This window comes from Chthonobacter albigriseus (assembly GCF_013839445.1).
Taxonomy (GTDB): Bacteria; Pseudomonadota; Alphaproteobacteria; order Rhizobiales; family Pleomorphomonadaceae; genus Chthonobacter; species Chthonobacter albigriseus.
This window is the reverse complement of record NZ_JACDIT010000008.1, coordinates 123,340-145,139: the sequence shown is the minus strand read 5'-3', so window position 1 is coordinate 145,139 and position 21,800 is coordinate 123,340. Positions and strand designations below refer to the sequence as shown.

Annotated in this window: 18 protein-coding genes; 2 read left to right on the top strand and 16 right to left on the bottom strand. The window is 66.9% G+C overall.

Annotated elements, in window-relative coordinates; all coding sequences use genetic code 11:
• Window positions 1-42: 42 nt before the first annotated feature.
• The 9 genes from HZ321_RS18260 to HZ321_RS18220 form a co-directional block, all read right to left on the bottom strand.
• On the bottom strand, window positions 43-528 hold the full coding sequence (locus HZ321_RS18260) for an aminomethyltransferase family protein (RefSeq protein ID WP_181703833.1): 486 nt from the start codon (window positions 526-528) through the stop codon (window positions 43-45).
• Window positions 518-3,493, bottom strand: coding sequence for a sarcosine oxidase subunit alpha family protein (locus HZ321_RS18255; RefSeq protein ID WP_181703832.1), 2,976 nt, complete (start codon window positions 3,491-3,493; stop codon window positions 518-520). Before HZ321_RS18255 ends, HZ321_RS18260 begins: the two co-directional genes overlap by 11 nt.
• Window positions 3,490-3,768 carry a sarcosine oxidase subunit delta gene (locus HZ321_RS18250; RefSeq protein WP_181703831.1) on the bottom strand — a complete coding sequence of 93 codons (279 nt, stop codon included), beginning with the start codon at window positions 3,766-3,768 and terminating at the stop codon, window positions 3,490-3,492. The genes HZ321_RS18255 and HZ321_RS18250 overlap by 4 nt, the downstream gene beginning before the upstream one ends.
• An 11-nt stretch (window positions 3,769-3,779) precedes the next feature.
• A complete protein-coding gene (locus HZ321_RS18245; protein WP_181703830.1) occupies window positions 3,780-5,030 on the bottom strand; it encodes a sarcosine oxidase subunit beta family protein in 1,251 nt (416 codons plus the stop codon).
• Window positions 5,031-5,039: 9 nt separating this feature from the next.
• A complete protein-coding gene (gene glnT / locus HZ321_RS18240; RefSeq protein ID WP_181703829.1) occupies window positions 5,040-6,335 on the bottom strand; it encodes a type III glutamate--ammonia ligase in 1,296 nt (431 codons plus the stop codon).
• 145 nt (window positions 6,336-6,480) lie between these two features.
• Window positions 6,481-7,815 (bottom strand): FMN-binding glutamate synthase family protein, encoded by a 1,335-nt coding sequence (locus HZ321_RS18235; RefSeq protein WP_181703828.1) that lies wholly within the window; start codon window positions 7,813-7,815, stop codon window positions 6,481-6,483.
• Between the two features lie 17 nt (window positions 7,816-7,832).
• Complete coding sequence (locus HZ321_RS18230; RefSeq protein WP_425305417.1) at window positions 7,833-8,534, bottom strand: protein glxC; 702 nt, start codon at window positions 8,532-8,534, stop codon at window positions 7,833-7,835.
• A complete protein-coding gene (locus tag HZ321_RS18225; protein ID WP_181703827.1) occupies window positions 8,531-9,430 on the bottom strand; it encodes a class II glutamine amidotransferase in 900 nt (299 codons plus the stop codon). Before HZ321_RS18225 ends, HZ321_RS18230 begins: the two co-directional genes overlap by 4 nt.
• Before the next feature lie 96 nt (window positions 9,431-9,526).
• Complete coding sequence (locus HZ321_RS18220) at window positions 9,527-10,171, bottom strand: helix-turn-helix domain-containing protein (RefSeq protein WP_194304065.1); 645 nt, start codon at window positions 10,169-10,171, stop codon at window positions 9,527-9,529.
• 136 nt (window positions 10,172-10,307) lie between these two features.
• On the opposite strand from HZ321_RS18220, the gene HZ321_RS18215 reads away from it, so the two are divergent.
• Both HZ321_RS18215 and HZ321_RS18210 read left to right on the top strand, forming a co-directional pair.
• Window positions 10,308-11,852, top strand: coding sequence for a xylulokinase (locus HZ321_RS18215; protein WP_244635981.1), 1,545 nt, complete (start codon window positions 10,308-10,310; stop codon window positions 11,850-11,852).
• 468 nt (window positions 11,853-12,320) lie between these two features.
• Window positions 12,321-13,478, top strand: coding sequence for a DUF1972 domain-containing protein (locus HZ321_RS18210; protein ID WP_181703826.1), 1,158 nt, complete (start codon window positions 12,321-12,323; stop codon window positions 13,476-13,478).
• 19 nt (window positions 13,479-13,497) lie between these two features.
• Here HZ321_RS18210 and HZ321_RS18205 read toward each other — a convergent pair whose 3' ends face one another.
• The 7 genes from HZ321_RS18205 to HZ321_RS18175 form a co-directional block, all read right to left on the bottom strand.
• Window positions 13,498-14,424, bottom strand: a complete 927-nt coding sequence (locus HZ321_RS18205) for a carbohydrate ABC transporter permease (protein WP_244635980.1) — start codon at window positions 14,422-14,424, stop codon at window positions 13,498-13,500.
• 17 nt (window positions 14,425-14,441) lie between these two features.
• Window positions 14,442-15,488, bottom strand: coding sequence for a carbohydrate ABC transporter permease (locus HZ321_RS18200; RefSeq protein WP_244635979.1), 1,047 nt, complete (start codon window positions 15,486-15,488; stop codon window positions 14,442-14,444).
• A 160-nt stretch (window positions 15,489-15,648) separates the two neighbouring features.
• Window positions 15,649-17,304 (bottom strand): type 2 periplasmic-binding domain-containing protein, encoded by a 1,656-nt coding sequence (locus HZ321_RS18195; protein WP_181703824.1) that lies wholly within the window; start codon window positions 17,302-17,304, stop codon window positions 15,649-15,651.
• Window positions 17,305-17,535: 231 nt separating this feature from the next.
• Window positions 17,536-18,588, bottom strand: coding sequence for an ABC transporter ATP-binding protein (locus HZ321_RS18190; protein WP_181703823.1), 1,053 nt, complete (start codon window positions 18,586-18,588; stop codon window positions 17,536-17,538).
• A gap of 65 nt (window positions 18,589-18,653) precedes the next feature.
• A complete protein-coding gene (locus HZ321_RS18185; RefSeq protein WP_181703822.1) occupies window positions 18,654-19,547 on the bottom strand; it encodes a PfkB family carbohydrate kinase in 894 nt (297 codons plus the stop codon).
• A gap of 3 nt (window positions 19,548-19,550) precedes the next feature.
• The gene (locus tag HZ321_RS18180) at window positions 19,551-20,411 is read right to left on the bottom strand and encodes a MurR/RpiR family transcriptional regulator (RefSeq protein ID WP_181703821.1); all 861 of its coding nucleotides are present in this window, start codon (window positions 20,409-20,411) and stop codon (window positions 19,551-19,553) included.
• 31 nt (window positions 20,412-20,442) lie between these two features.
• On the bottom strand, window positions 20,443-21,429 hold the full coding sequence (locus HZ321_RS18175; protein WP_181703820.1) for a sugar phosphate isomerase/epimerase family protein: 987 nt from the start codon (window positions 21,427-21,429) through the stop codon (window positions 20,443-20,445).
• Window positions 21,430-21,800 lie beyond the last annotated feature (371 nt).

Here is a 21,800-nt window from a genome sequence, read left to right as displayed (position 1 = left end):
GCGCCTAGGCGGACGCGTGCTCCAGGGATGGAGATCGGCTCGTCAGGCGGCCGCTGTCGGAAACAGCGATGCGAACAGGCCGGCGGCAGCACTGCGGGGGGCGGTCACGGCGTAGCTGTCGTCGGATATCCTGAAAACCTGCACGGAGGTTCCATGCGCCTCTACTTGTGTGCCTTGCCCGACGGCGAGGCGGGTGACGTCGATCCGCATCGCGCGCGACAACGCGGCCGCCGCCGCGGCCCCCTCGACCCGGGCGGTCATGAAACCGCCGGTGACGTCGAACACCGCGCCGTCCGGCCCGGTTGCGGCATGAACCGATCCCGCAGACTCTGCAGCGGCCGGGCCGAAGATCACCTGCCACCGGCCCGGCGCGACGCGAACCAGAGCCGCGCCCGATCTCCGGCAGAGATCGGCCAGCCGCGCCTCCAGGGCGTCGGCCCGGCCCTTGCGGGCGTCCACGAGGAAGCGGGGATCGGACGGACCGATCCGAACGCGGATCGATGGGGTGTGGACGTCGTCAGCCCGCATGGAGTCGCTCGCCTTCCGGATCGAGATGACACGGCGCGGCGATGGTCGCCTGGACGACCGATCCGCGGATCCCGTCCCAGACCTGGACCACTTCGCCGTGGCGCTCGGGCCCGCGCGTCACCAGGGCGAGCGCGATGTGGGAGGCGAGCGTGGGCGAGTAGGCGGACGACGTGACCCAGCCCTGGTCGTTGTCCGCGGTTGCCGCCGCGCCGGCTGGCAGCACGTGGGCGCCGCCCTTCAGCGGCGTGGATGGATCCACCGGCTTCAGACCGACGAGGCGGGGTCGTGCCGGATCGTTCAGGGCAGGGCGCTGCGAAAGCACCCGCCCCACGTGGTCCTTGTCACGGGCGAGCATCTTGGCGAACCCGAGATCATGGGCGGTGGTCTGCCCGTTGAGTTCGGCCCCGGCCGGGTGCCCCTTCTCGATCCGCATCACCGCCATCGCTTCGGTGCCGTAGGCGACGATGCCGTGCTCGTCGCCGGCCCTCATGATCCGGCGGACAACGGCGTCGCCGGCCGACGCGGGTACGGCGAGCTCGAAGGCCCGTTCGCCCGAAAAGGAGACCGCCGCCAGTCGGGCGGATATGCCGCCGCAGACAGTGAGTTCGCGCGCCGTCATCGGGCCGAAGCTCTCCCGGCTGACCGGATCGCCGTCGTCGACCAGCGCGGCGACCACGCGGGCCGACTTCGGGCCGGCGATGGCGAACTGCGCCCACACGTCCGTCACCGCCGCGAGCGACACGTCGAGGTCGGGCCAAAGCACCTGCTGACAGAACAGCATGTGCCGCCAGACCGCGGCCGCGTGAGCCGTCGAGACGCTCGCAGCGAAGCGGTCCTCGGCAAAGCGCGCCACGGTTCCGTCGTCCATGACGAACCCATCCTCGCGCAGCATCAGGGCATAGCGGCTTCGACCGACGGGAATTCGGCTCGGCCGATTGGCGTAGACCCGGTCAAGGAAAGCGGCTGCGTCAGGTCCGTGGATCTCGATCTTGCCGAGCGTGGAAACGTCTGTGACGCCGACGCCGCTGCGAACCGCCATCACCTCGCGGTTGACGGTGTCGAGCCAGCTGGTTTCGCCCGGCCGCGGGAAGTACTGCGGCCGCTTCCATTGGCCGGTGTCGACGAACACGGCGCCCTGCTCCTCGGCCCATGCATGGATGGGCGTCAGCCGCGTGGGGCGGAAGTGGTGCCCTGTCCGGGCCCCAGCGACCGCGCCGATCGAGAGCGGAACCACCGGCGGGCGGGAGAGCGTCACGCCCGCGTCGGCGATCGGCAGTCCGCGCAGCGCCGCCATGATCGCAAGTCCGTCGACGTTCGACGTGCGGCCCTGGTCGGTCGCCATGCCGAGCGTCGTATAGCGCTTGAGGTGTTCGACGGAGACATAACCCTCCCGGTGGGCGAGGTCGACGTCCGCGGCGGTCACGTCGTGCTGCAGATCGACGAAGGCGCGACCGGGCCGCAACGTCCCGGGCTTCCAGAACGCGGTGCCGGCCGCGTGCGGTCCGGGTTCGATCGACGGAAGGTCGGGCATGGCGGCGGTCCGCCCGATCTCGCTCAGGGCTGCGACGGCAGCTCGGGCGCCGTCGGCGAGGCAGGCGGCGAGATCGTAGCGTCCCGCGGCGGCGCCGGCCGGATGGATGCCATGCACCGGACCCCCGATGACGAACCCGCCGATCGCCGGCTCCCAGGTCGGCCGCACGCCGAAGTGGCTGATCAACTGGATCGCCGGGTTGAAGCCGCCGGACACCGCGACGAGATCCGCCGGCACTTCCACGGTACCGCCGGCCTGCGCGATCGCGACGGCCTCCACCTTTCCCCGCCCCAGCGTCCGGTCGACGCGGGCGGCGGGGAAAACCGCCACCTCGGCGGCCACGTCCTCGAACCCGCGCGGCGCACTTCCGCGCGCATCGACGACGGCGGCGACGTTGACGCCGGCCCGCACGAGGTCTCGCGCGGTCGCCCATCCCGCATCGGTGGCCGTCGCCACCACGACCCGCCGACCCGGCGAGACCGCATGCCTGTTCACGTACTGGCTAACGCCGCCGGCCAGCATGACGCCCGGCCGGTCGTTGTCGGCGAACACCAGCGGACGCTCGCTCGCACCCGTCGCCAGCACCGTCCGTTCGGCGACGATCTCCCACACCCGCTGCCGCGGCATCTCCGGTTGAGGCAGCGGCAGGTGGTCTGCAACACGCTCGACAGCGATGAAGGTGCCGTGGTCGAACGCCGCCGCCGCCGTGGTGCGCGAAAGCACCCGCACGTTCGGAAGGCTCCGGATCTCGCCGACGAGCTGCGCCGCCAGCGCCGGTCCGTCCATGCCGCCGGCCGAAACGCCGTCGGCAAGCAGGCGGCCCCCTGGCCGGTGATCCTCGTCGACCAGGATCACGTCGGCACCCGCTCGGCCGGCTGTGAGCGTGGCCATCAGGCCGGCTGGACCGCCACCCACCACCAGCAGGTCGCACGCGGCGAAGACACGCTCGTATCGATCGGGATCGGGTAGGCCGGAAGCCCGACCCAGCCCCGCCGCCCGTCTGATCAGCGGCTCGTAGACCTTCTCCCAGAAGGCGGCCGGCCACATGAAGGTCTTGTAGTAGAACCCGGCCGCGAACACCGGCTTCAGCAGACCGTTGACGGCGAGGAGATCGAAGCGGAGCGACGGCCAGCGGTTCTGGCTCGAGGCGTCGAGGCCGTCGTAGAGCTCGGCGACGGTCGCCTTGACGTTCGGCTCGCGCCGGTCGCCGGACCGCAATTCCACGAGCGCGTTCGGCTCTTCGGCTCCGGCGCCGAGGATGCCGCGCGGCCGGTGCAGCTTGAACGACCGTCCAACGGTGGAAACGCCGTTCGCGATCAGCGCCGAGGCCAGCGTATCGCCGGCAAAGCCGGAGAGGCTCCGGCCGTCGAAGCGGAAGGAAAGCGGCCGGGACCGGTCGATCAGCCCGCCGCGGGCAAGCCGGAAGCCGCTCACGGCCGCTCCTCTCGCACATCCGCGACAGCGAGCACTGCATGGTTCAGCGTATCGCGTGTCACGACCAGCCACGTCTGGCAACCGAACCCGTGGAACCAGTGCTCCCGATGAATGCCCGCCGGGTTGGCGCGATCGTAGACGTAGGCGGCGAACGCATCGACGGCTGCCGGGCTGTCGAGATCCTCGACCGCGACCGCGGGCCGCGTTCGGGCCTCGCCGAGCACGGTGAACTCGATCAGGTCGCGCGGGCCGCAATGGGGGCAGGTGATGCGCATCGATGAGCCCGTCAGTGAAGGTTGGGCGTCGCGCCGACACCCTTTTCGTCGATCACCGTACCCGAGGCGAAGCGATCGAGCCGGTAGGCCATGGCGGCCGGGTGAAGGTCCCCCGTTGCCAGCAGGTGAGCGAAGGTCAGACCCGATGCCGGGGTCGCCTTGAAGCCGCCGTAGCACCAGCCGGCATTGAGGAAGAGTCCGTCCACCGGCGTCCTGTCGATGATCGGCGAACCGTCCATGCTCATGTCCATGATACCGCCCCAGCTGCGCAGGATCTTCAACCGGCCGAGCATCGGCATCATCGCCATCCCGCATTCCGCCACGTCCGTGAATGTGGCGAGACTCCCCCGCTGGGCGTAGGAGGGGAAGGGATCGAGGTCGCCGCCGAACACCAGTCCGCCCTTGTCCGACTGGCTGATGTAGAAGTGCCCGGCGCCGAAGGTGATCACTCCGTCGACGAGCGGCTTGATGCCTTCCGTGACGAAGGCCTGCAGCACGTAGCTCTCGATCGGCAACGTCAGCCCGGCCATGGCTGCGACGCGCGACGCGTTCCCGGCAACCGCCATCCCCACCTTCTTCGCGCCGATCACCCCGCGTGTGGTCTCCACCCCTGCCACCTGTCCTCCCTCAATGCGCAAGCCGAGCACCTCGCAGTTCTCGATGATGTCCACGCCGCGGGCATCCGCGCCGCGCGCATAGCCCCAGACCACGGCATCATGCCGGGCGGTGCCGCCGCGCCGCTGCAGGAGGCCGCCCTGGATCGGGAACCGCGCGTTGTCGAAATCGAGGTAGGGCGCCATCCGGCGAACCTCGTCCCGGGAGAGCAGCTCCGCGTCGACGCCGTGCAGCCGCATCGCATTGCCGCGACGCACGTAGGCGTCCCGTTGCGCGTCGGAATGGTAGAGGTTCAGCACGCCGCGCTGGGACACCATGGCGTTGAAGTTGAAGTCCTGCTCCAGCCCCTCCCAGAGCTTCATCGACAGCTCGTAGAAGGGGATGTTGCCCGAAAGAAGGTAGTTGGAGCGGATGATGGTGGTGTTGCGCCCGGCATTGCCGGACCCGATCCAGCCCTTCTCCAGGACGGCCACGTTGCTGACGCCGTAGTGTTTGGCGAGGTAGTAGGCCGTAGCCAGGCCGTGCCCGCCGCCGCCGATCACGATCACGTCGTAATGGGGCTTCGGCTCCGCCTTGCGCCAATGCGGCCGCCAGCCGGTCTGGCCGGAAATCGCGTTCTTCAGGAGGGCGAAGGCGGAGAACGTCATCGGATGGCGTCAGCAGTCCAGCGTGGTCTGGCGTTCCCACTCGGTGAGATGCCGGGCATAGGCGTTCCACTCCTGGTGCTTCAGCTTGGCATAGGCCTTGGTGAAAGGCTTGCCCAGGATTGCCTGCACGGTCTCCGATGCCTCGAAGGCACGGAGCGCGTCGAGCAAGTTCAGCGGAAGCCGCTTCACATCGGCAACGGTATGCCCCTCTTCGTACATGTTGATGTCGAGCCGTTTGCCCGGATCGAGGTTGCGGCGGATACCGTCCAGGCCGGCGGCGAGGATCGACGCCTGCAGCAGGTAGGGGTTCGCCGCGCCGTCCGCGAGCCGGACCTCGAACCGGCCGGCATCCGGAATTCGCACCATGTGCGTCCTGTTGTTGCCGGTGTAGCTGATCGTGTTCGGCGACCACGTCGCACCGGACAGCGTCCGCGGTGCGTTCAGCCGCTTGTAGCTGTTCACCGTCGGGTTCGTCAGCGCGCAGAGCGCGTCCGCATGAGCAAGGACGCCGCCGAGAAACTGGTAGCCGAGCGCGGAAATTCCGAGCTCGCCGCTCTCGTCGGCGAACACGTTGCGATCTCCCTGCCAGAGCGAGACATGCGAGTGGCAGCCCGATCCCGTGAGGTTGCTGAACGGCTTCGGCATGAAGGTGGCGCGCAGACCGTGCTTCTCGGCGATCGACTTCACCATGTACTTGAAGAAGGCGTGCCGATCGGCGGTCAGCAGGGCGTCGTCATACTCCCAGTTCATCTCGAACTGGCCGTTCGCATCCTCGTGGTCGTTCTGGTAGGGCTTCCAGCCCAGCGCCAGCATGCAGTCGCAGATCTCGGCGATCACGTCGTAGCGCCGCATCAGCGCCGATTGGTCGTAGCAGGGCTTCTCCTGGTCGTCCGCCGCGTCCGCGATGCCCTTGCCGTCCGGCGTGATCAGGAAGAACTCGCACTCCACGCCGGACTTCATCTGGTAGCCGAGCGAAGCGGCATCCGCGATGGCCTTCTTCAGCACCGTCCGGGGTGCCTGCTCGACGATCTTGCCGTCCATCACCAGGTCCGAGGCGAGCCAGCCGACCTCCGGCTTCCAGGGCAGCTGGATCAGGGTCGAGGGGTCCGGCACCGCAAACAGATCCGGATCGGCCGGCGTCATGTCGAGCCAGGTCGCGAAACCAGCGAACCCGGCGCCCGCCCGCGCCATCTCGTCGATCGCCGCCGCCGGCACCAGCTTGGCCCGCATCGTCCCGAACAGGTCGATGTAGGAGATCAGGAAATACTTGATGCCGCGCTCCCGCGCGATGTCCGACAACAGCATCTCGCCCCGCAGCCGTCAGGCCGCTCCCTGCTGACCGTCGGCCCTCCCGCGGCCTTCGGCTGGTTCCCTGTCTGGTCGACCGGCGGGAATTTCCCCTGCTCGGTCGGTTGCTGCACGCTGTCCGCAGGCGCTCCGCCCGCTCTCTTCAGAACCCGCCCTGTCCCGGAATCCAGCTGGTGCCGGCCAGGGGCACGCCGGCCATCGCCGCCGCCTCCACCGTCAGCGCCACGAGATCCTCGGGCTCCAGGTTGTGCACGTGGCTCTTACCGGCCGCCCGGGCGATCGTCTGGCATTCCAGCGTCATCACCGCGAGGAAGTTGGCGAGCCGCCGTCCCGCCAGCAGCGGGTCGAGCCGCGCCGCGAGATGCGGATCCTGCGTGGTGATGCCGGCAGGGTCCTTGCCCTCGTGCCAGTCGTCGTAGGCCCCGGCCGTGGTGCCGAGCGCCTGGTACTCCTCTTCGTACATCGGATCGTTGTCGCCGAGCGCCACCAGCGCGGCCGTGCCGATCGACACCGCATCCGCCCCGAGTGCCAGCGCCTTGGCGACGTCGGCGCCGTTGCGGATGCCGCCGGAGACGATCAGCTGAACCTTCCTGTGCATACCGAGATCCTGCAGTGCCTTCACCGCCGGGCGGATCGCCGCCAGCGTCGGGATCCCGACATGCTCGATGAAGACCTCCTGCGTCGCCGCCGTCCCGCCCTGCATACCGTCGAGAACCACCACGTCGGCGCCCGACTTCACTGCGAGCGCCGTGTCGTAGTAGGGGCGCGACGCGCCGACCTTAACGTAGATCGGCTTCTCCCAGTCGGTGATCTCCCTGAGTTCCTCGATCTTGATCGCCAGGTCGTCAGGCCCGGTCCAGTCCGGATGCCGGCAAGCCGATCGCTGGTCGATTCCCTCCGGCAGGGTACGCATGGCGGCGACTCGCGCCGAGATCTTCTGGCCGAGCAGCATGCCGCCGCCGCCGGGCTTGGCGCCCTGGCCCACCACCACCTCGATGGCGTCGGCCCGCCGCAGATCGTCCGGGTTCATGCCGTAGCGCGACGGCAGGTATTGGTAGACGAGGATGGAGGAATGCCCGCGCTCCTCCTCCGTCATCCCGCCGTCCCCGGTCGTCGTCGAGGTGCCCATCGCCGACGCGCCGCGGCCGAGCGCTTCCTTGGCCTGCGCCGACAGCGATCCGAAGCTCATGCCGGCGATCGTCACGGGGATCTTCAGGGTGATCGGCTTCTTCGCATGCCGCGCGCCGAGCACCACGTCGGTTCCGCAGCGCTCCCGGTAGCCTTCCAGCGGATAGCGGCTGATCGAGGCCCCGAGGAAGAGCAGGTCGTCGAAGTGCGGCACCCGCCGCTTCGCCCCGCCGCCGCGGATGTCGTAGATCCCGGTCTCCGCCGCCCGGCGGATCTCCGACAGGGTGTACGGGTCGAATGTCGCGGAGAAGCGGGGAACCGTCCGCGCGGGCTTGGAATGGTCGTTCATGGACTCCGTCCCGGGCGTCAGTAGGCCGACGCGTTGTCGACGTGGAAATGGTAGAGGGTGCGCGCCGAACCGTAGCGGCGGAAGCTGCCGACATCGACCGCGTGGGCCGCGCCGGCTTTCTCGAGCAGCGCGAACAGCGCGGCCCGGTGATGGTCCTCCATCGGCTTCTCCACGCAGTCGGCGCCTAGGCTCTTCGGCGTCCCCCGCACGAACAGCTTGGCCTCGTAGATGGAGTCTCCGAGCGCATCCCCGGTGTCGCCGAACACGACCAGGCTGCCGGCTTGCGCCATGAAGGCCGACATGGGCCCGATCGAGCCCTTCACCACGATGTCGATCCCCTTCATGGAGATGCCGCAGCGGGCCGAGGTGTTGCCGTCGACGACCAGCAGGCCGCCGCAGCCGGTGGCCCCCGCAGCTTGGCTGGCGTCGCCGGTCACGTGCACCAGCCCGCTCATCATGTTCTCGGCGAGCCCCGGACCTGCGCTGCCGCGCACCAGCACTCTCGCCCGCTTGTTCATGCCCGCGCAGTAGTAGCCGACATCCCCATCGACCTCGACGGTGAGATCCGCGTCGAGCCCGGCCGCCAGCGAATGGGCCCCCCGCGGATTGAGCACGCGGACATGCCCGCTGCGCCCCTTCATGGCGTGCAGGCCGGCGTTGAGATCGCGCAGGCTCACGGCCGCCAGGTCGACGGTTTCCATCGAGAGAGTGTCGGTCATGCCGCGCGATCCCAGAAGTAGACGGTGGCCGGCTCCGGTTCGAAGATGCGGGCGGTCTCGATGCCCGGCAGCACGGTGAGTGCCTTGTACTCCGACCCGAAGGCGACGTAGCGATCCGTCTCTGCCATCACGGCAGGCTTGCACGCGATCGGATCGCGCAGCACGCCGAAGCCGGTCTCCGTGCCGACCACGAAGGTGAAGAACCCGTCCAACTCCTTCAGCGAAGCCTCCAGGGCATCCCCCAACTGGTCGCCCTCGCGTAGCCGCCAGGACAGAAACCCGGCCGCCACCTCCGTGTCGTTCTCGGTCCGGAAGTCGATGCCTTCCCGGATCAGCCTGCGCCGGACCAGGTTGTGATTGGAAAGCGAGCCGTTGTGCACCAGGCACTGGTCCGGGCCCGTGGAATAGGGGTGGGCGCCGTCCGTGGTGACGGCCGATTCCGTCGCCATGCGGGTGTGGCCAATCCCGTGCGTGCCGCGCATCTGCGGCAGCCCGAATGCCACGGCGACGTCGGCCGGGAGACCGACTTCCTTGTAGACTTCCATGGCGTTGCCGACGGAGGTGACTGCTGCGCCCGGTTCCACGGTCGCGATCGCCGCCAGCGCCTCTTCCACGCGGTCTTCCGGCACCTGGAGCACGACGTGAGATCCGCGAACGGCCGCCGAAATGCCGGTCGCGAGCGCGTCGCCGACCTTGTCCGTCAACACCGTCGCATCGGCGCCTTTCGGCAAGCGTACGGTGATCTTGGTCAACCCGATCCGGCCGTCGCCATAGACGGCGAAGCCCGCGCTGTCGGGGCCGCGGTCCGTCATCACCTCCAGCATGGCCGCCAGATAACGGCCGAGCTCCGGTTCAAGGCTTTTGTCTTTCAGGAACAGCCCGACGATGCCGCACATGAAGGTTTTCCGAGGCCAGCGTGTTTCGTGAGAGGAAACTAGCTTGCACTTACGGAAATTTCAAGGGTCAAGGCGATGCTCCAGCAGGATCGGCGATCAGTCCTTCGGGTAGATGATGATCGACAGGTAGGTCATGGGGAGTTCGATCAGTTCCTCCGGTCCGTGCGGCGCTTCAGCGTCGAAAAACAGCGTGTCGCCCGGCTCCAACGGATAGGTCCGGTCGGCGTGGCGGTAGGCCACCTTGCCGGTCAGCATGTAGATCAGTTCCACGCCGGAATGCCGGAACGAGGCATAGGGCTTGGCTTCCTCGGTCAGCGTGATGAGGAACGGCTCCACCACGATCCCCTCGCCGAGCGAGTGGCCGAGCAGTTGGTAGTGATGCCCGGCCTTGGTTCCGCGTCGCTCGATGCTGACGCCCTGGTTGGCCTTCACGAACGAGCAGTCGCGCCGCTCCTCGTAACCCGTGAACAGTGCCGAGATCGGCTGGTTCAGTGCCCGCGCCACCATGTTCAGCGTGGACAGGGACGGCGAGATCTGGCCGTTCTCGATCTTCGACAGCATGCTGGGCGAGATCTCGGCAGCCGCCGCAAGTTCGGCGCCCGTAATGTCGAGCCTCTTGCGCTCCTGACGGATCTTCGCGCCGATCGCCTGTTCCAGCGAGAGGTCGGGCGCCTTCGGCGCGCTGGAGCCCGTGGCGAGACCCTCCCCCCCTTCGACGATCTCCACATCGGTCTCGGACAAGGCACTGTCTCCAGGCTGATGACTTGGCGGTTGTCGGACGGACGGTAACAGCGGGGAACCCGGCTGTCACCGACGGCCGAGGAGCCTGGCCGCGTTGCCAAAGCAAGCGGGAACAGGCATGTAGCACTTGCCGGGGATGGCCCGAGCCGTCGGGCGGCCGGAGGACCAGTTGGACACCATGATGCGGGACCTCGTCATCGGGATCGATGCCTCCACGACAGCGGTCAAGGCTATCGCCTTCGCCAGGGATGGCAGCCCCGTCTGCGAGAAACGAGCGACGTATCCCCTCTCCAAGCCGGCGCCGGGTTATTTCGAGCAGGATCCGGAGGACTGGTGGACGGCGCTCTCGACGGCAACGCGTGAACTTGCAGCGGCCGTCGGCCCCCATCGCATCGCCGCTCTGGCGATCGGTCACCAGCGCGAGACCTTTGCGCTCCTGGATGAAGAGGGGCGCGCACTCCGGCCCGCGATCCTGTGGATCGACGAGCGCTCGCGTCCCCAGGTCGCCGCCCTCTCAGCGCGTGTCGGCCGCGACCGCCTTCGCCAGATCAGCGGCAAGCCGCCGGACCCGACACCGGCCCTCTTCGCGATCGAATGGCTTCGCCAGAACGAGCCGGACCGTCTGGCCGCCGCCTTCGCCGTGGCCGATGTCCACGCTTTCCTTTCCTGGCGACTGACCGGTGAACGGGTGAGTAGCCTCTCATCCGCGGATCCGCTTGGCCTGGTCGACCTCGAAAGAGGAGTCTGGTCGGACGAACTCGTTTCGCTCGTCGGCCTCCGTCCGGACCAGTTGCCTCGCATCGCCCAGCCTGGAACCGTTGTCGGAGAACTGACCGCCGAAGCCGCGGCGCAGACCGGCCTCGACGCAGGGCTGCCGTTGGTCGCCGGAGGCGGTGACGGCCAACTCGCCGGGCTCGGCGCCGGCGCGCTCGACGAAGGCTCGGCCTATCTCGCCCTCGGAACGAGCATCGTCAGTGGCATGGTCTCCGACCGCTACTGCACCTCCGACGCCTATCGCACACTGTCCAGTCCGACAGGCGTCGGCTTCATGGCCGAGACGGTGATCCGGTCGGGGATGACCCTGGTCGATTGGGCAGCTCGCCTCGTTCGCGGCAATGCCGACCCGGAAACCCTCGCCGAACTTGCGACCCTCGCCACCGCGGTCCCGCCCGGCAGCGAAGGCATCATGGTCGTTCCCTACTGGGCCGGCATGATGAACCCGGACTGGGACGACGCGGCACGCGGCATCATCGTCGGCCTGATGCTCAGCCACCGCCCCGAGCATCTCTTTCGCGCCGTCATGGAGGGCATCGCCTTCGAGCAGAGCCTCTCGACCGCGGCGCTGGAGGAGAGCATCGGCCGCCGGGCCGAGCGCTTCGTGGTCTCCGGCGGGGGAACCCGATCGCCGCTCCTGATGGCGATCATGGCAGCGGCATTGGAGCGCCCGCTCGTGACATCCGCCGTCCCGGAAGCGGTGGCGCTCGGATCGGGGATCCTGGCGGCCGTTGCGAGTGGCTGGCATCCGGACATCGCGACGGCCATGGCCGAGATGATCGCCCCGTCCACGCGAACGACCCGACCCGACCCGTCGCTTTCTGCGATCTATCGCGGCCGAATACCAGTCTACCGCGAGCTTTTCCCGGCGAACCGCCTCGCCCTTCATCGCCTGAAGGCCGTCTAGTCCTTTCCGTGAAGGACCGGACTCTCGCAGGCCCGACCGATGGGAACGGTCGATCGGCTGCCAGTAACGCCGCTTGCGGTGTCCTCGCCTTTACAGCGCGGCCACGGTCGAAGATGACGCCAAGCCAAGCAGGCTGCCGGTGAGTTGCCTATCATAAGCGAAAGGCAACAAAGGTCATCATCTATTCGCCGACAGGGTCTTGGTTCTCGCGTTAACAATGCGCGAGATTCCCTAACGATTTTCAGGACATTTGACTCGAATGCCGAGGCCAGCTGTGTCATGCAAGAGGAATTCGGCCGCTTTTTTAGGCGTGGCGTTGGTATTTCGAGATGAGTGCCCGGGTTGACCGGGTGGGAAGCATGGTTGGGCATGATGTTTCGGAAGGCAAACCTTGCCAGTACGGACAAGACGAGGTTTCCAGTCCGCAGGACTGACGGCTCGGACTCCCGACGGGAAATCACCGCTGGCATGGACGGCAGGACGGTCAACATTCTCGGGATCCGCGGTCTGCCGGCCAACCACGGTGGCTTCGAAACGTTCGTCAGCCATCTCGCGCCCTACCTCATCGACCACGGCTGGGAAGTGGTTGTCTACTGCCAGGACCCGGACCCTCGCGCCGAACGCCGTGTCCGCGGCGATGTCTGGAATGGTATCCAGCGCGTCCACGTCCCGACCCGTACATCCGGGTCGCTGGGCACCATGGAGTTCGACCTGCGTTCGGTCGTCCATGTCCTGAACCGTCCCGGCATCGACCTTGTTCTCGGCTACAACACGGCAGTCTTCACGGCGCTGCAGCGGCTGAAGCGCCGTCAGGTCGTCATGAACATGGACGGCATCGAGTGGAAGCGCGACAAGTGGAATGCAGCCGCCAAGGCCTGGTTCTGGCTGAACGAGATCGTCGGCTACGGATTGAGCAGCGCTGTGATCGCCGATCACCCGGAGATCGAGCGGCACCTGTCGCGATTTTACAGGCGCGACTGCGCCGTCATTCCATACGGTGCCGAGCCGATCGTCGACGCCCCTGTGGAGGATCTGGCGCCCTTGGGGTTGAAGGCCGACGACTACTTCGTCAGCATCGCCCGGATCGAGCCTGAGAACATGATCCTCGAGACGGTGGAGGCCTATTCCAGGCAGAGACGCGGCCGCAGGCTGGTCGTTCTCGGCAACATGGACGATCGCATCGCCTACCATCGCCGGGTCCGGCAGGCTGCAGGTCCCGAGGTCGTCTTCCCAGGTGCCATCTACGACCGGACTGTCCTACGCGCCCTGCGTTCCCATTGCCGCGCCTACATCCACGGCCACACGGTCGGCGGCACCAATCCGTCGCTGGTCGAGGCCGTTGGTGCCGGCAATGCTGTCATCGCCCACGACAACCATTTCAATCGCTGGACGGCGGGCACCGGCCAGCTCTTCTATGCGACGCCGGACGTCTTCACCGCGCATATCGAGACATGCGCCTCCGACGACGCGAAGATCGCCGCGATGCGCCGTTCCAGCCGAGCCCGCTTCGAAGCCGAGTTCACCCTGCCGGCGATCCACGAAGCCTACCTGACGCTTCTGGAGGAGGCGCATGCCCGGCAGGCCACTGCGGGTGGCGTGACCGGAGCGCGGGCTCACCGTCGCTGAATGCGGTGAGGTCGGTATCTCACTTCACCGCGCCGGCGGTCAGCCCCTTCACGATGTAGCGCTCAAGGAAGATGCCGATCAGCACCAGCGGCAGGATTGCCGCAGTCGAGATCGCCGCCATCGACCACCAGCTGATCCCCTGCGAGCCCGTCTGGCTAGCCACCATCACCGGCAGCGTCTTGGCGTTGGACGAGGTCAGCAGCGCGGCGAAGAAGTATTCGTTCCAGCACAGGATTACCGAGAGGATGAAGGCGGCGACCATCCCCGGCAGTGCGATCGGCAGGACGATCCGGAAGAAGGCCCCCCAGACAGAGCATCCGTCCACCAGCGCCGCCTGCTCCAGCTCGACCGGGATCGTCTCGAACTGGTCCCGCATGATCCAGATGACGATGGGAAGCACCATCAGCGTGTAGATCAGGATCAGCCCGGTGAGCGTGTCGAGAAGAACGAGGTTCTTGTAGAGGACCAGGAACGGCATCGCCAGCACCACCGGCGGCAGGATCAACTGCGACAGGAAGAAGAAGGAGATGTCGCGGTTCTTCATCCAGCCGAAGCGATAGTCGAATCGGCAAAGTCCATAGGCCGCGATCGAGCCGATGACGATGGCAAGCAGCGACGCGCCCACCGAGGCATAGACGCTGTTGAGGAAGCGTTTCAGGAACTCGTCGCGCACCGTGGACACCTCGAACAGGGTGTCGGGCGAAAGGCCCAGCGACCGCAGCCCCTTCCAGTCCGGCCAGAAGTCGATGAACGGCAGGATGTGTCCCTGCGTCACGTTGTTGGCGGTCTTGAACGTCGTCGTGACCGTCCAGAAAATCGGAAACAGGCAAATGAAGGCCCAGAAGATCAGAGCCGCATAGATCAGGACCTTGCCGAGAGCCAGGCCGGTGCGATGGCTGCGGCTGGTGTGATGAGCTGTCTCTGCGCTGGTTGCAGTCATGGCCATGGTCCGGTTCCTCCCGATCAATCCGGCTTGCGCATGAAGCGCGCCGTGAGATTGAGGAGGAGCGTGATGAAGATGATGATCACGATGAGGTAGACTTCAGCCACCATGGTGCCGTAGCCGACGTTGGATCGGTCGCGGTACTCGCGGAAGATGAAGCTCGAGATGGTGTCCGTCGCGCCGCCGGGACCGCCGGACGTCACGTTGATGACGATGTCGGCCAGCTTCAGCTGGAAGATGATCCGCAGCACGATCGCCGTGATCGACACCGGCAGCATCAGCGGGAAGGTGATCTCCCAGAACGACTGCCAGCCCGTCGCCCCGTCCACCTTGGCCGCTTCCTTGATCTCGTGCGGCAGCGCCTGCAGGCCGGCCAGGAGCAGGATCATGACGAAGGGGATCCACACCCATGCATCCATCGCCATGATCGACAGCCGGGCGATCCAGGGCGATGCGAAGAAGGCGGGACTGTCCCAGCCCAGCGTCTTCATCAGCGAGGCGAGCGGGCCGAAGCGCACCTCCATCAGCGACTTGCCGATCATCCAGCTTACCGCCACGGGGCTCAGCATGAACGGCAGCAGGAACGCGACGCGGAAGAACTTCCGGGCCCGGATCTCCGCATTGAGGAGCAGGGCGAGGCCGAAGGCGATCGCATACTGGACAAGCACCATGGCCACGTAGAAGGCCATGTTCCCGAGCGCATTCCAGAAGAACGGGTCGTTGACGAGGCTCCTGAGGTTGTCGAGCCCGTTGAACTTCATCCCCGTCGACGACGAGAGGTTCCAGTCGGTGAAGGCGATGTAGAACCCGAACACCGTCGGGAAGATCGCCATCGCCACCGTGAACAGCACGGCCGGCAGCACGAACAGAGCCTTCTGTCCCTCTTCGCCCCGCACCAGTACCTGGCGCGCGCAGAGGGCGACCGACCAGAACAGATAGGCATACAGGACCGGCCGCCAGTCGGCGAAACCGATCGCCACCGTGCCTGCCGCGTCGAGAACCTGCAGAAGGAAGATCCCCGCCAGCCCCAGCGAGGCGAGAACAAACAGCCCTTGGCCGATCGCCATACGCGTATCGGCCGGACGCTGCCGCCCGGAGGAGGCCGTCGGTGCGGCCAGACTGCTCGATCGATCCTGCATCAGGCGCACAGACCTTCCTTGAACCTGTTCTCGGTGTCGGCCAGCGGCGACGTTCCCCGCCGCTGGCCCGGTTGCTAGCCGCTTCGGATCACATGCCGAGCGAAGCCTGGTAGAGCTTCACCTGGCTGTCGCGACCGATCTGGTCGGTGATCTTCTCCCAGGCCGCGGCAATGGCGTCCGCACCGTCCTTCACCGAATTCGCGCCGGCGAAGATCTTCGCCAGTTCGTCCTCGGCGACGGAGTAGTACTGGAAAATGCCCGGAATGCGGGGCTCGATCGCCGCGTTCGGATGGTTGTACGAGTTGGACTCGCTGTCCAGGTACGACTTGATGAACGCCTCGTCGTAGCCCGCACCAACCCACTCCGGGATGTTGAAGTGGCTCTTCCGGTAGGGCTGGAAGCCCGACGGATAGGCCGCCGTCCACAGCGACAGGTCCTTGCCGCCGATGTGGGCCGCGGCGCTCCAGGCCGCCTTCTGCTTCTTCGCGTCGCTGTCGACCCGCGACATCACGTAGACGCCCCAGCCGATGTAGGCCATGTTCGGCGCGTAGTTCGGCCCGGAGGCGAGCGTCTCCCACTTGCCTGTCTTCGAGTTGAAGACGTCGTCCGAACCCGGCAGGATGTCGAAGCCCACCACGTCGCCGACCACGGACGAATCCGAGGTGCGGGCGCTGGAGCCGATGTCGCCCCACCAGGACAGCATCGAGCCGATGCCGGCCAGGAACTGCTGGAAGCCCGTGGTGCCGGGATCCGCGTTGAGCTGATCGGCCGGGCCCGACGGGATCAGGTCCACCACGTCCTGGATCGCACGAACCCACGCCTCGTTGTTGATGCGCGGCTTCATGGTGTCGGCGTCGAACAACCAGGCCTTGTCGTCCGGATGCTTGGCATAGGCCGTGGCGCGGGAGGCCAGGAAATAGAAGGCGAAGCCGCCCCAGCCCTTCAGCGGGTCCAGGTAGCCGTAGAGATCCTGCCCGTTGAGCTGCTTGCCCTTCAGGAACTTGGTGACCTCGTTGACCTTCTGCCAGGTTTTCGGCACGCCCCACTCGCCCTGGTGTCCCTCGGCTTTCCAGGCTTCAGCCAGGGCAGCGTCGGAGAACACGTCGGTGCGGTAGTTGAAGTTGTGGCAGTCGCCGTCGATCGAGATGCGGTAGGTCTTGCCGCCCCAAGTGCCCACGGGCGCCTTCAGGTAGTCGACGTAGTCGTCCATGTCGATCAGCGCCTTGACCCAGTCCGGCATCTCGGAGGCAAGGCCCTTGCCGCAGACGTCGCCTTCGAACGGAGCGCCCATCTCAAGAATGTCGAAGTCGACGGTCCCGGTCGCGATCGCCTGCTGGAGGCGCGGGTTGTAGTCGGCCTGCGCAAGGTCGATCCAGGTGATCTTCGCGCCGGTGTAGTCTTCCCACGCCTTCAGGAAGCCGCGGAACAGGAGATTGTGGAGGTTCTGGTTGTTGAGCCCCATGAAGGACAGCTCGACTCCTGCGAACTCGCCCTGCTGGACGGTCTGCTTGGTGCCGCCCAGGCAGAGTTCGCCGACCTTCTGCCAGTCGGCGTCGGTCGGAGAACCGGCGCCGACGCCCGGGATCTTCAGGATCTCGGCCCGGATGTCGCCCTGTGCGAAGGCTGTGCGGATCGAGAGCGGGCTTGCCGTGGCGGCGAGCGCGCCGGCCCCGGCGGCCCCGCGCAGGAGTGCGCGGCGGCTCGCCTGCATGGCCATCAGTTGCTGGTAGACGTTCAGTTTCATCCTATCCTCCCTTGGTGTCGAACGATCGACGCTTCCATTGTCCGGAGGCGCTCCTCCACGCCTTCGGACGTTCCCCACCCTGCGTCGGACCGGTTCTGCCGGCGTTCTGTCAGGGCGTGTTCCCCTGGTCACATATGACCAGAAATCGTCATTTAATCTATAAAAGCACGTTTCCACTGTCAAATCGGAGGGGCGCCTTCCGCTGGCATGACCTTTCCCCTGTCCTCTTCCTCAGTTGAGGCGCAGTCCCGTCTCCTGATCGAAGAGGTGAACCAGCCGCGGATCGATGCCGACGGGCAGGGCCTCTCCGGCACGGCCCGAGATCCTGTCGCGGAACACGCCGACGATCCGCTGTTCCCCCAGCTTGGCGAACACCTGAGTCTCCGATCCCGTCGGTTCGACCACGGTGATCACCGCCGGAATCGTTCCGCCCAGCGTCAGGTGTTCGGGCCTGATGCCGAACCGGACCGGCCGACCGTCGCTGCCGGGGGGCGCTCCGTTGATCGGCAGCTTGATCCCATCCTCCGTCACCACGCTGTCGCCCTTGATCGTTCCCTTCAGGAGATTCATGGCGGGCGAACCGATGAAGCCGGCGACGAAGGTGTTCGCCGGCCGATCGTAGAGCTCCAGCGGCGCGCCGATCTGCTCCACGTGGCCGTCGTGCAGGACCACGATGCGGTCGGCCATCGTCATCGCCTCCACCTGGTCGTGCGTGACGTAGACGGTCGTGGTGTCGAGGCGCTGCTGCAACTCCTTGATCTCCGCACGCATCTGCACGCGGAGCTTGGCGTCGAGATTGGACAGTGGCTCGTCGAACAGGAACACCTTGGGATCCCGCACGATCGCCCGGCCCATCGCGACGCGCTGTCGCTGGCCGCCCGAAAGCTGGCGCGGATAGCGGGTGAGATAGGCGCCGAGGTTGAGGATCTCCGCCGCCGCCTTCACGCGCGCATCGATCTCCGGCTTCGGCGTGCCGCGCATCTTCAGCGCGAAGCCCATGTTCTGTGCCACGGTCTTGTGCGGGTAGAGCGCGTAGGTCTGGAACACCATGGCGATGTCGCGATCCTTGGGCGGCAGGTCGTTCACCACCCGCCCGTCGATCCGGATATCGCCCGAGGTGATCGGCTCCAGCCCCGCCACCATCCGCAGCAGCGTCGACTTCCCGCAGCCGGACGGGCCGACCAGAATGACGAACTCGCCGTCCTCGATCTCCAGGGAAACGCCGTGGATGACCGCGTGCGATCCGTAGGCCTTGCGCACTTCCACCACGTCGACAGAAGCCATCCTCGTCCACCCCTCTCAAGTCCGGACCGGTGAGGCCGGTCATTCCTTCCGATGTCCGCGCAAGCCTATCCGGCCAGCCGCCCGGCGCGGTCTTCCTCAGCCATGGCGACCAGCCGTCCCGCGGCGCGGTTGGCCGCTATTGCGGCGTCCTGCAGCCCGACACCCGCCCCGAGGTGCGCCGCGAGCACCCCCACGAAACAGTCCCCTGCACCATGGGTGCTGGCCACCGTCACCCGATCGGCAGCCAGGCTCACCGGCGATGCCGCGTCCGGCGAGCAGACGGCCAGCCCCTCGCCACCCGCCGTCACGATCACTGAAGCAAACCGTTCGGCCAGCCGCGCGGCGGCAGCCGCAGCGTCCTGCAACGTCGACACAGCCCCACCGCCCAGCATCTCCGCCTCGATCGCGTTCACCACCAGGATGTCGACCAGCGGAACCAGCGTCGCATCCGGTGCCCGGGCGGGCGCCGCGTTGAGGATCACCCGCGCACCGGCCTCTTTCGCCGCGCGCGCCGCGGCGATGTTGACCGGCTCCGGGACCTCGTTCTGCAGGAGCAGCACGTGGGTGCCCGCGAACCGCTCCGCGGTGAGCCCGTCAAGCGGGATGGCTCGGTTGGCTCCCGAGACGACCACGGCACCGTAGTCGCCGGTGTCGTCGAAGATCGCCACGCTCATCCCCGATCCGACGCCAGGCAACGTGGCGACCGCCGACCTGTCCACCCCGACGCGGTCGAGATTTTCGATCAACGCGCGCCCGAAGTCGTCGTCGCCGACGGCGCCGATCATCGCGACGGATGCTCCCGCAAGCCGGGCTTCGACCGCCTGGTTGCCCCCTTTGCCGCCGCACTTCGGCCACCAGGAGCGCCCGATGAGGGTTTCGCCCTTCCGCGGCCGGTCGGGCGCATCGACCATGACGTCGTAGTGCAGGCTCCCGACGACGGCGATCCGTGCGGCAGGCATCTCTTAGGCCCTCCGCTTCGGTCGGACGGCGCCGACCGTCTTCGCCAGGTTGTTTTCCGCCGCCCCGAGGTCGCGCTGGGCGACGGCCACGAACAGGGCGTCAAGGATGTTCAATTGCGCGATCCGGGCGGCGGCATTCTCTCCCATCAGCGGAGATCCGCGCGCCGTGGAGATCAACACGTGATCCGCCACGTCCACCAGTGGCGAGGCCTGATAGTTGGTGAGGGCGATGGTCTTGGCACCGTTCCGGCGCGCCAGCGTGACCGCGTCGAGCACCGCCGTCGATCGTCCGGAATGGGAGAAGGCGACCGCCACATCCCCGGGCCCCAGCAGGGACGCGGACATCAGCATCATGTTCGCGTCATCGAACACGGCGGTGCGCAGACCGATCCGCAGGAACTTGTGCGAGACGTCCCTGGCGATCTGCGCCGAGCCGCCCACGCCGTAGAGGTCGCGCTGTCGTGCGGTGGCGAGAATGTCGGCCACCGCTTCGAAGGCATCCATGTCGAGAACGGCGAGTGTCTCTTCCAGCGCCTGGATCGAGGTGCGGAACACCTTGCCGACGATCTCGGGCGCCGTATCGTCCGGCGAAAGCTCCTGGTGCATTTCCGCGGTCGGCAGCCGGTTGTACTCGCTGATCGCCGCTCGAAAGTCCCGGAAGCCGGAGTACCCGAGCTTTTTGGCGATCTTGACCAGCATCGCCTCGGACACGCCGGCCTCGTCCGCCACTTCCTTGATCGGCGTCGTCTCGTCCAGGTTCCGTTTGTGCAGCACGCACTCCGCCACCCGCGCCTCCAGCGGAGTGAGCGTCGGCATCATCATCCGAATGCGCGGCCCGACGGCCTTTGGGTCCCAAACGTCCATGGTGGATCCTGGCGAACGCAGTAGGCGCTGCTTAGCTGGGGGATCGTCCGAAGATATGCTCCTGCACGATAGCCTGGGACGCGACGGCGTCCTGGGCGGCCATGGCTGTCGCCAGCCGGTTGTCGCCTTCCAGCCGGTCGACCACGTCGAGCATCCGCCCGACGGAGGCGATGTTGCCGGCGCACTCGCCGACCGGGTCGAGCCCGGTGAGATCCGGGAAGGTGTCGAAGTAGATGGCGCCGGAATACCCGTCCCGGCGGATCTGCCGCAGCAGTTCGATGGTCTCCTGCAGGTGCACGGCACCCACCATCAACCCGTCGTCCCGCTTGCCGTGCGCGTCGTTGAGGTGGACGCCGAGCAGCCGCGAATGGCGAGCGATCAACGCCGCTGCGAAGGCCGGCTGTTCGCCGGCATAAAGCACGTGCGCGAAGTCCAGCGTCACCCCGAGATTGGGGGACCCGGCTTCGGAGATCGCCAGCAGTGTTGTCGCGCAGTCCGGCAGGAGGCTGCGCGACCGCGGCTCGTCCGGCTTGTATTCGATCGATACGAGGCAGTCCGGGTCGTGCTCGGCCACCTCGCGGATGCCCTCGATCTCCAGCTCCCAGACGGCGGCGTATTCGGCTTGGAAGGCGTAGTCGAACCCGTCCTGGCCGAGCCAGATCGTCATCAGCGGGCAACCCATCTCGCGCGCGGCGTCGATGCCGCGCTTGGTCAACTCGATGGCCTCCCGCCGCACGGCCGGATCCGGGTTCGTGAAGGCGCCACGCTTGAAGGCAGGGTTGGTGTAGTAGCGCATCGCCAGGCCGTTGAGGCCTAGGCCGAGATCCTTGACCCGCGAGGCGAGCTCGGCAGGAGAGCCCGACACATGGTCCGGATAGTTGAGATCGAGGTCCGTGAGGCCCGGTACCGTCGCAGCACGCTGGGCCATCTGCAGCACGCTGGGTCGCCCCTTGGCGTCTGGCCAATAGCGCTCGGCGCCACTGGCGAAGGCGTTCAGTCGGGTCGCAAATCGAAGCATCGCCGGCATCGCATCCTGTTCAGTCCGTCTCGAGGGGACTTTACAGAAAAAGGTCGAGCCGTAAACAGTGTGTCCTCCCTCCAGGTCAACTTTCGTCGCTGCAAAGCAACAGGTATGAGGTTCGCCAAGGCCTCAAATGGGAGCCCTGCAGCGCGGATTCTTCAGGATATCCTCGATAAAGTCCCGTCCTGTCGCCGTGCAAGATTGACGAGTGTTGTTCGCAAGTGCAGCAAAACTGCCGCAATCGGTGAGCCGAGTATCGACGGCCTCCCTTCGCCCGAACGTGCATGCATGCAAGACCCTGTCGGCGGCAGGAGCGGACTGGTGCCCGTGCGATGTCCTCTGGACAATGAGGCAGATCTCGGCCTAGC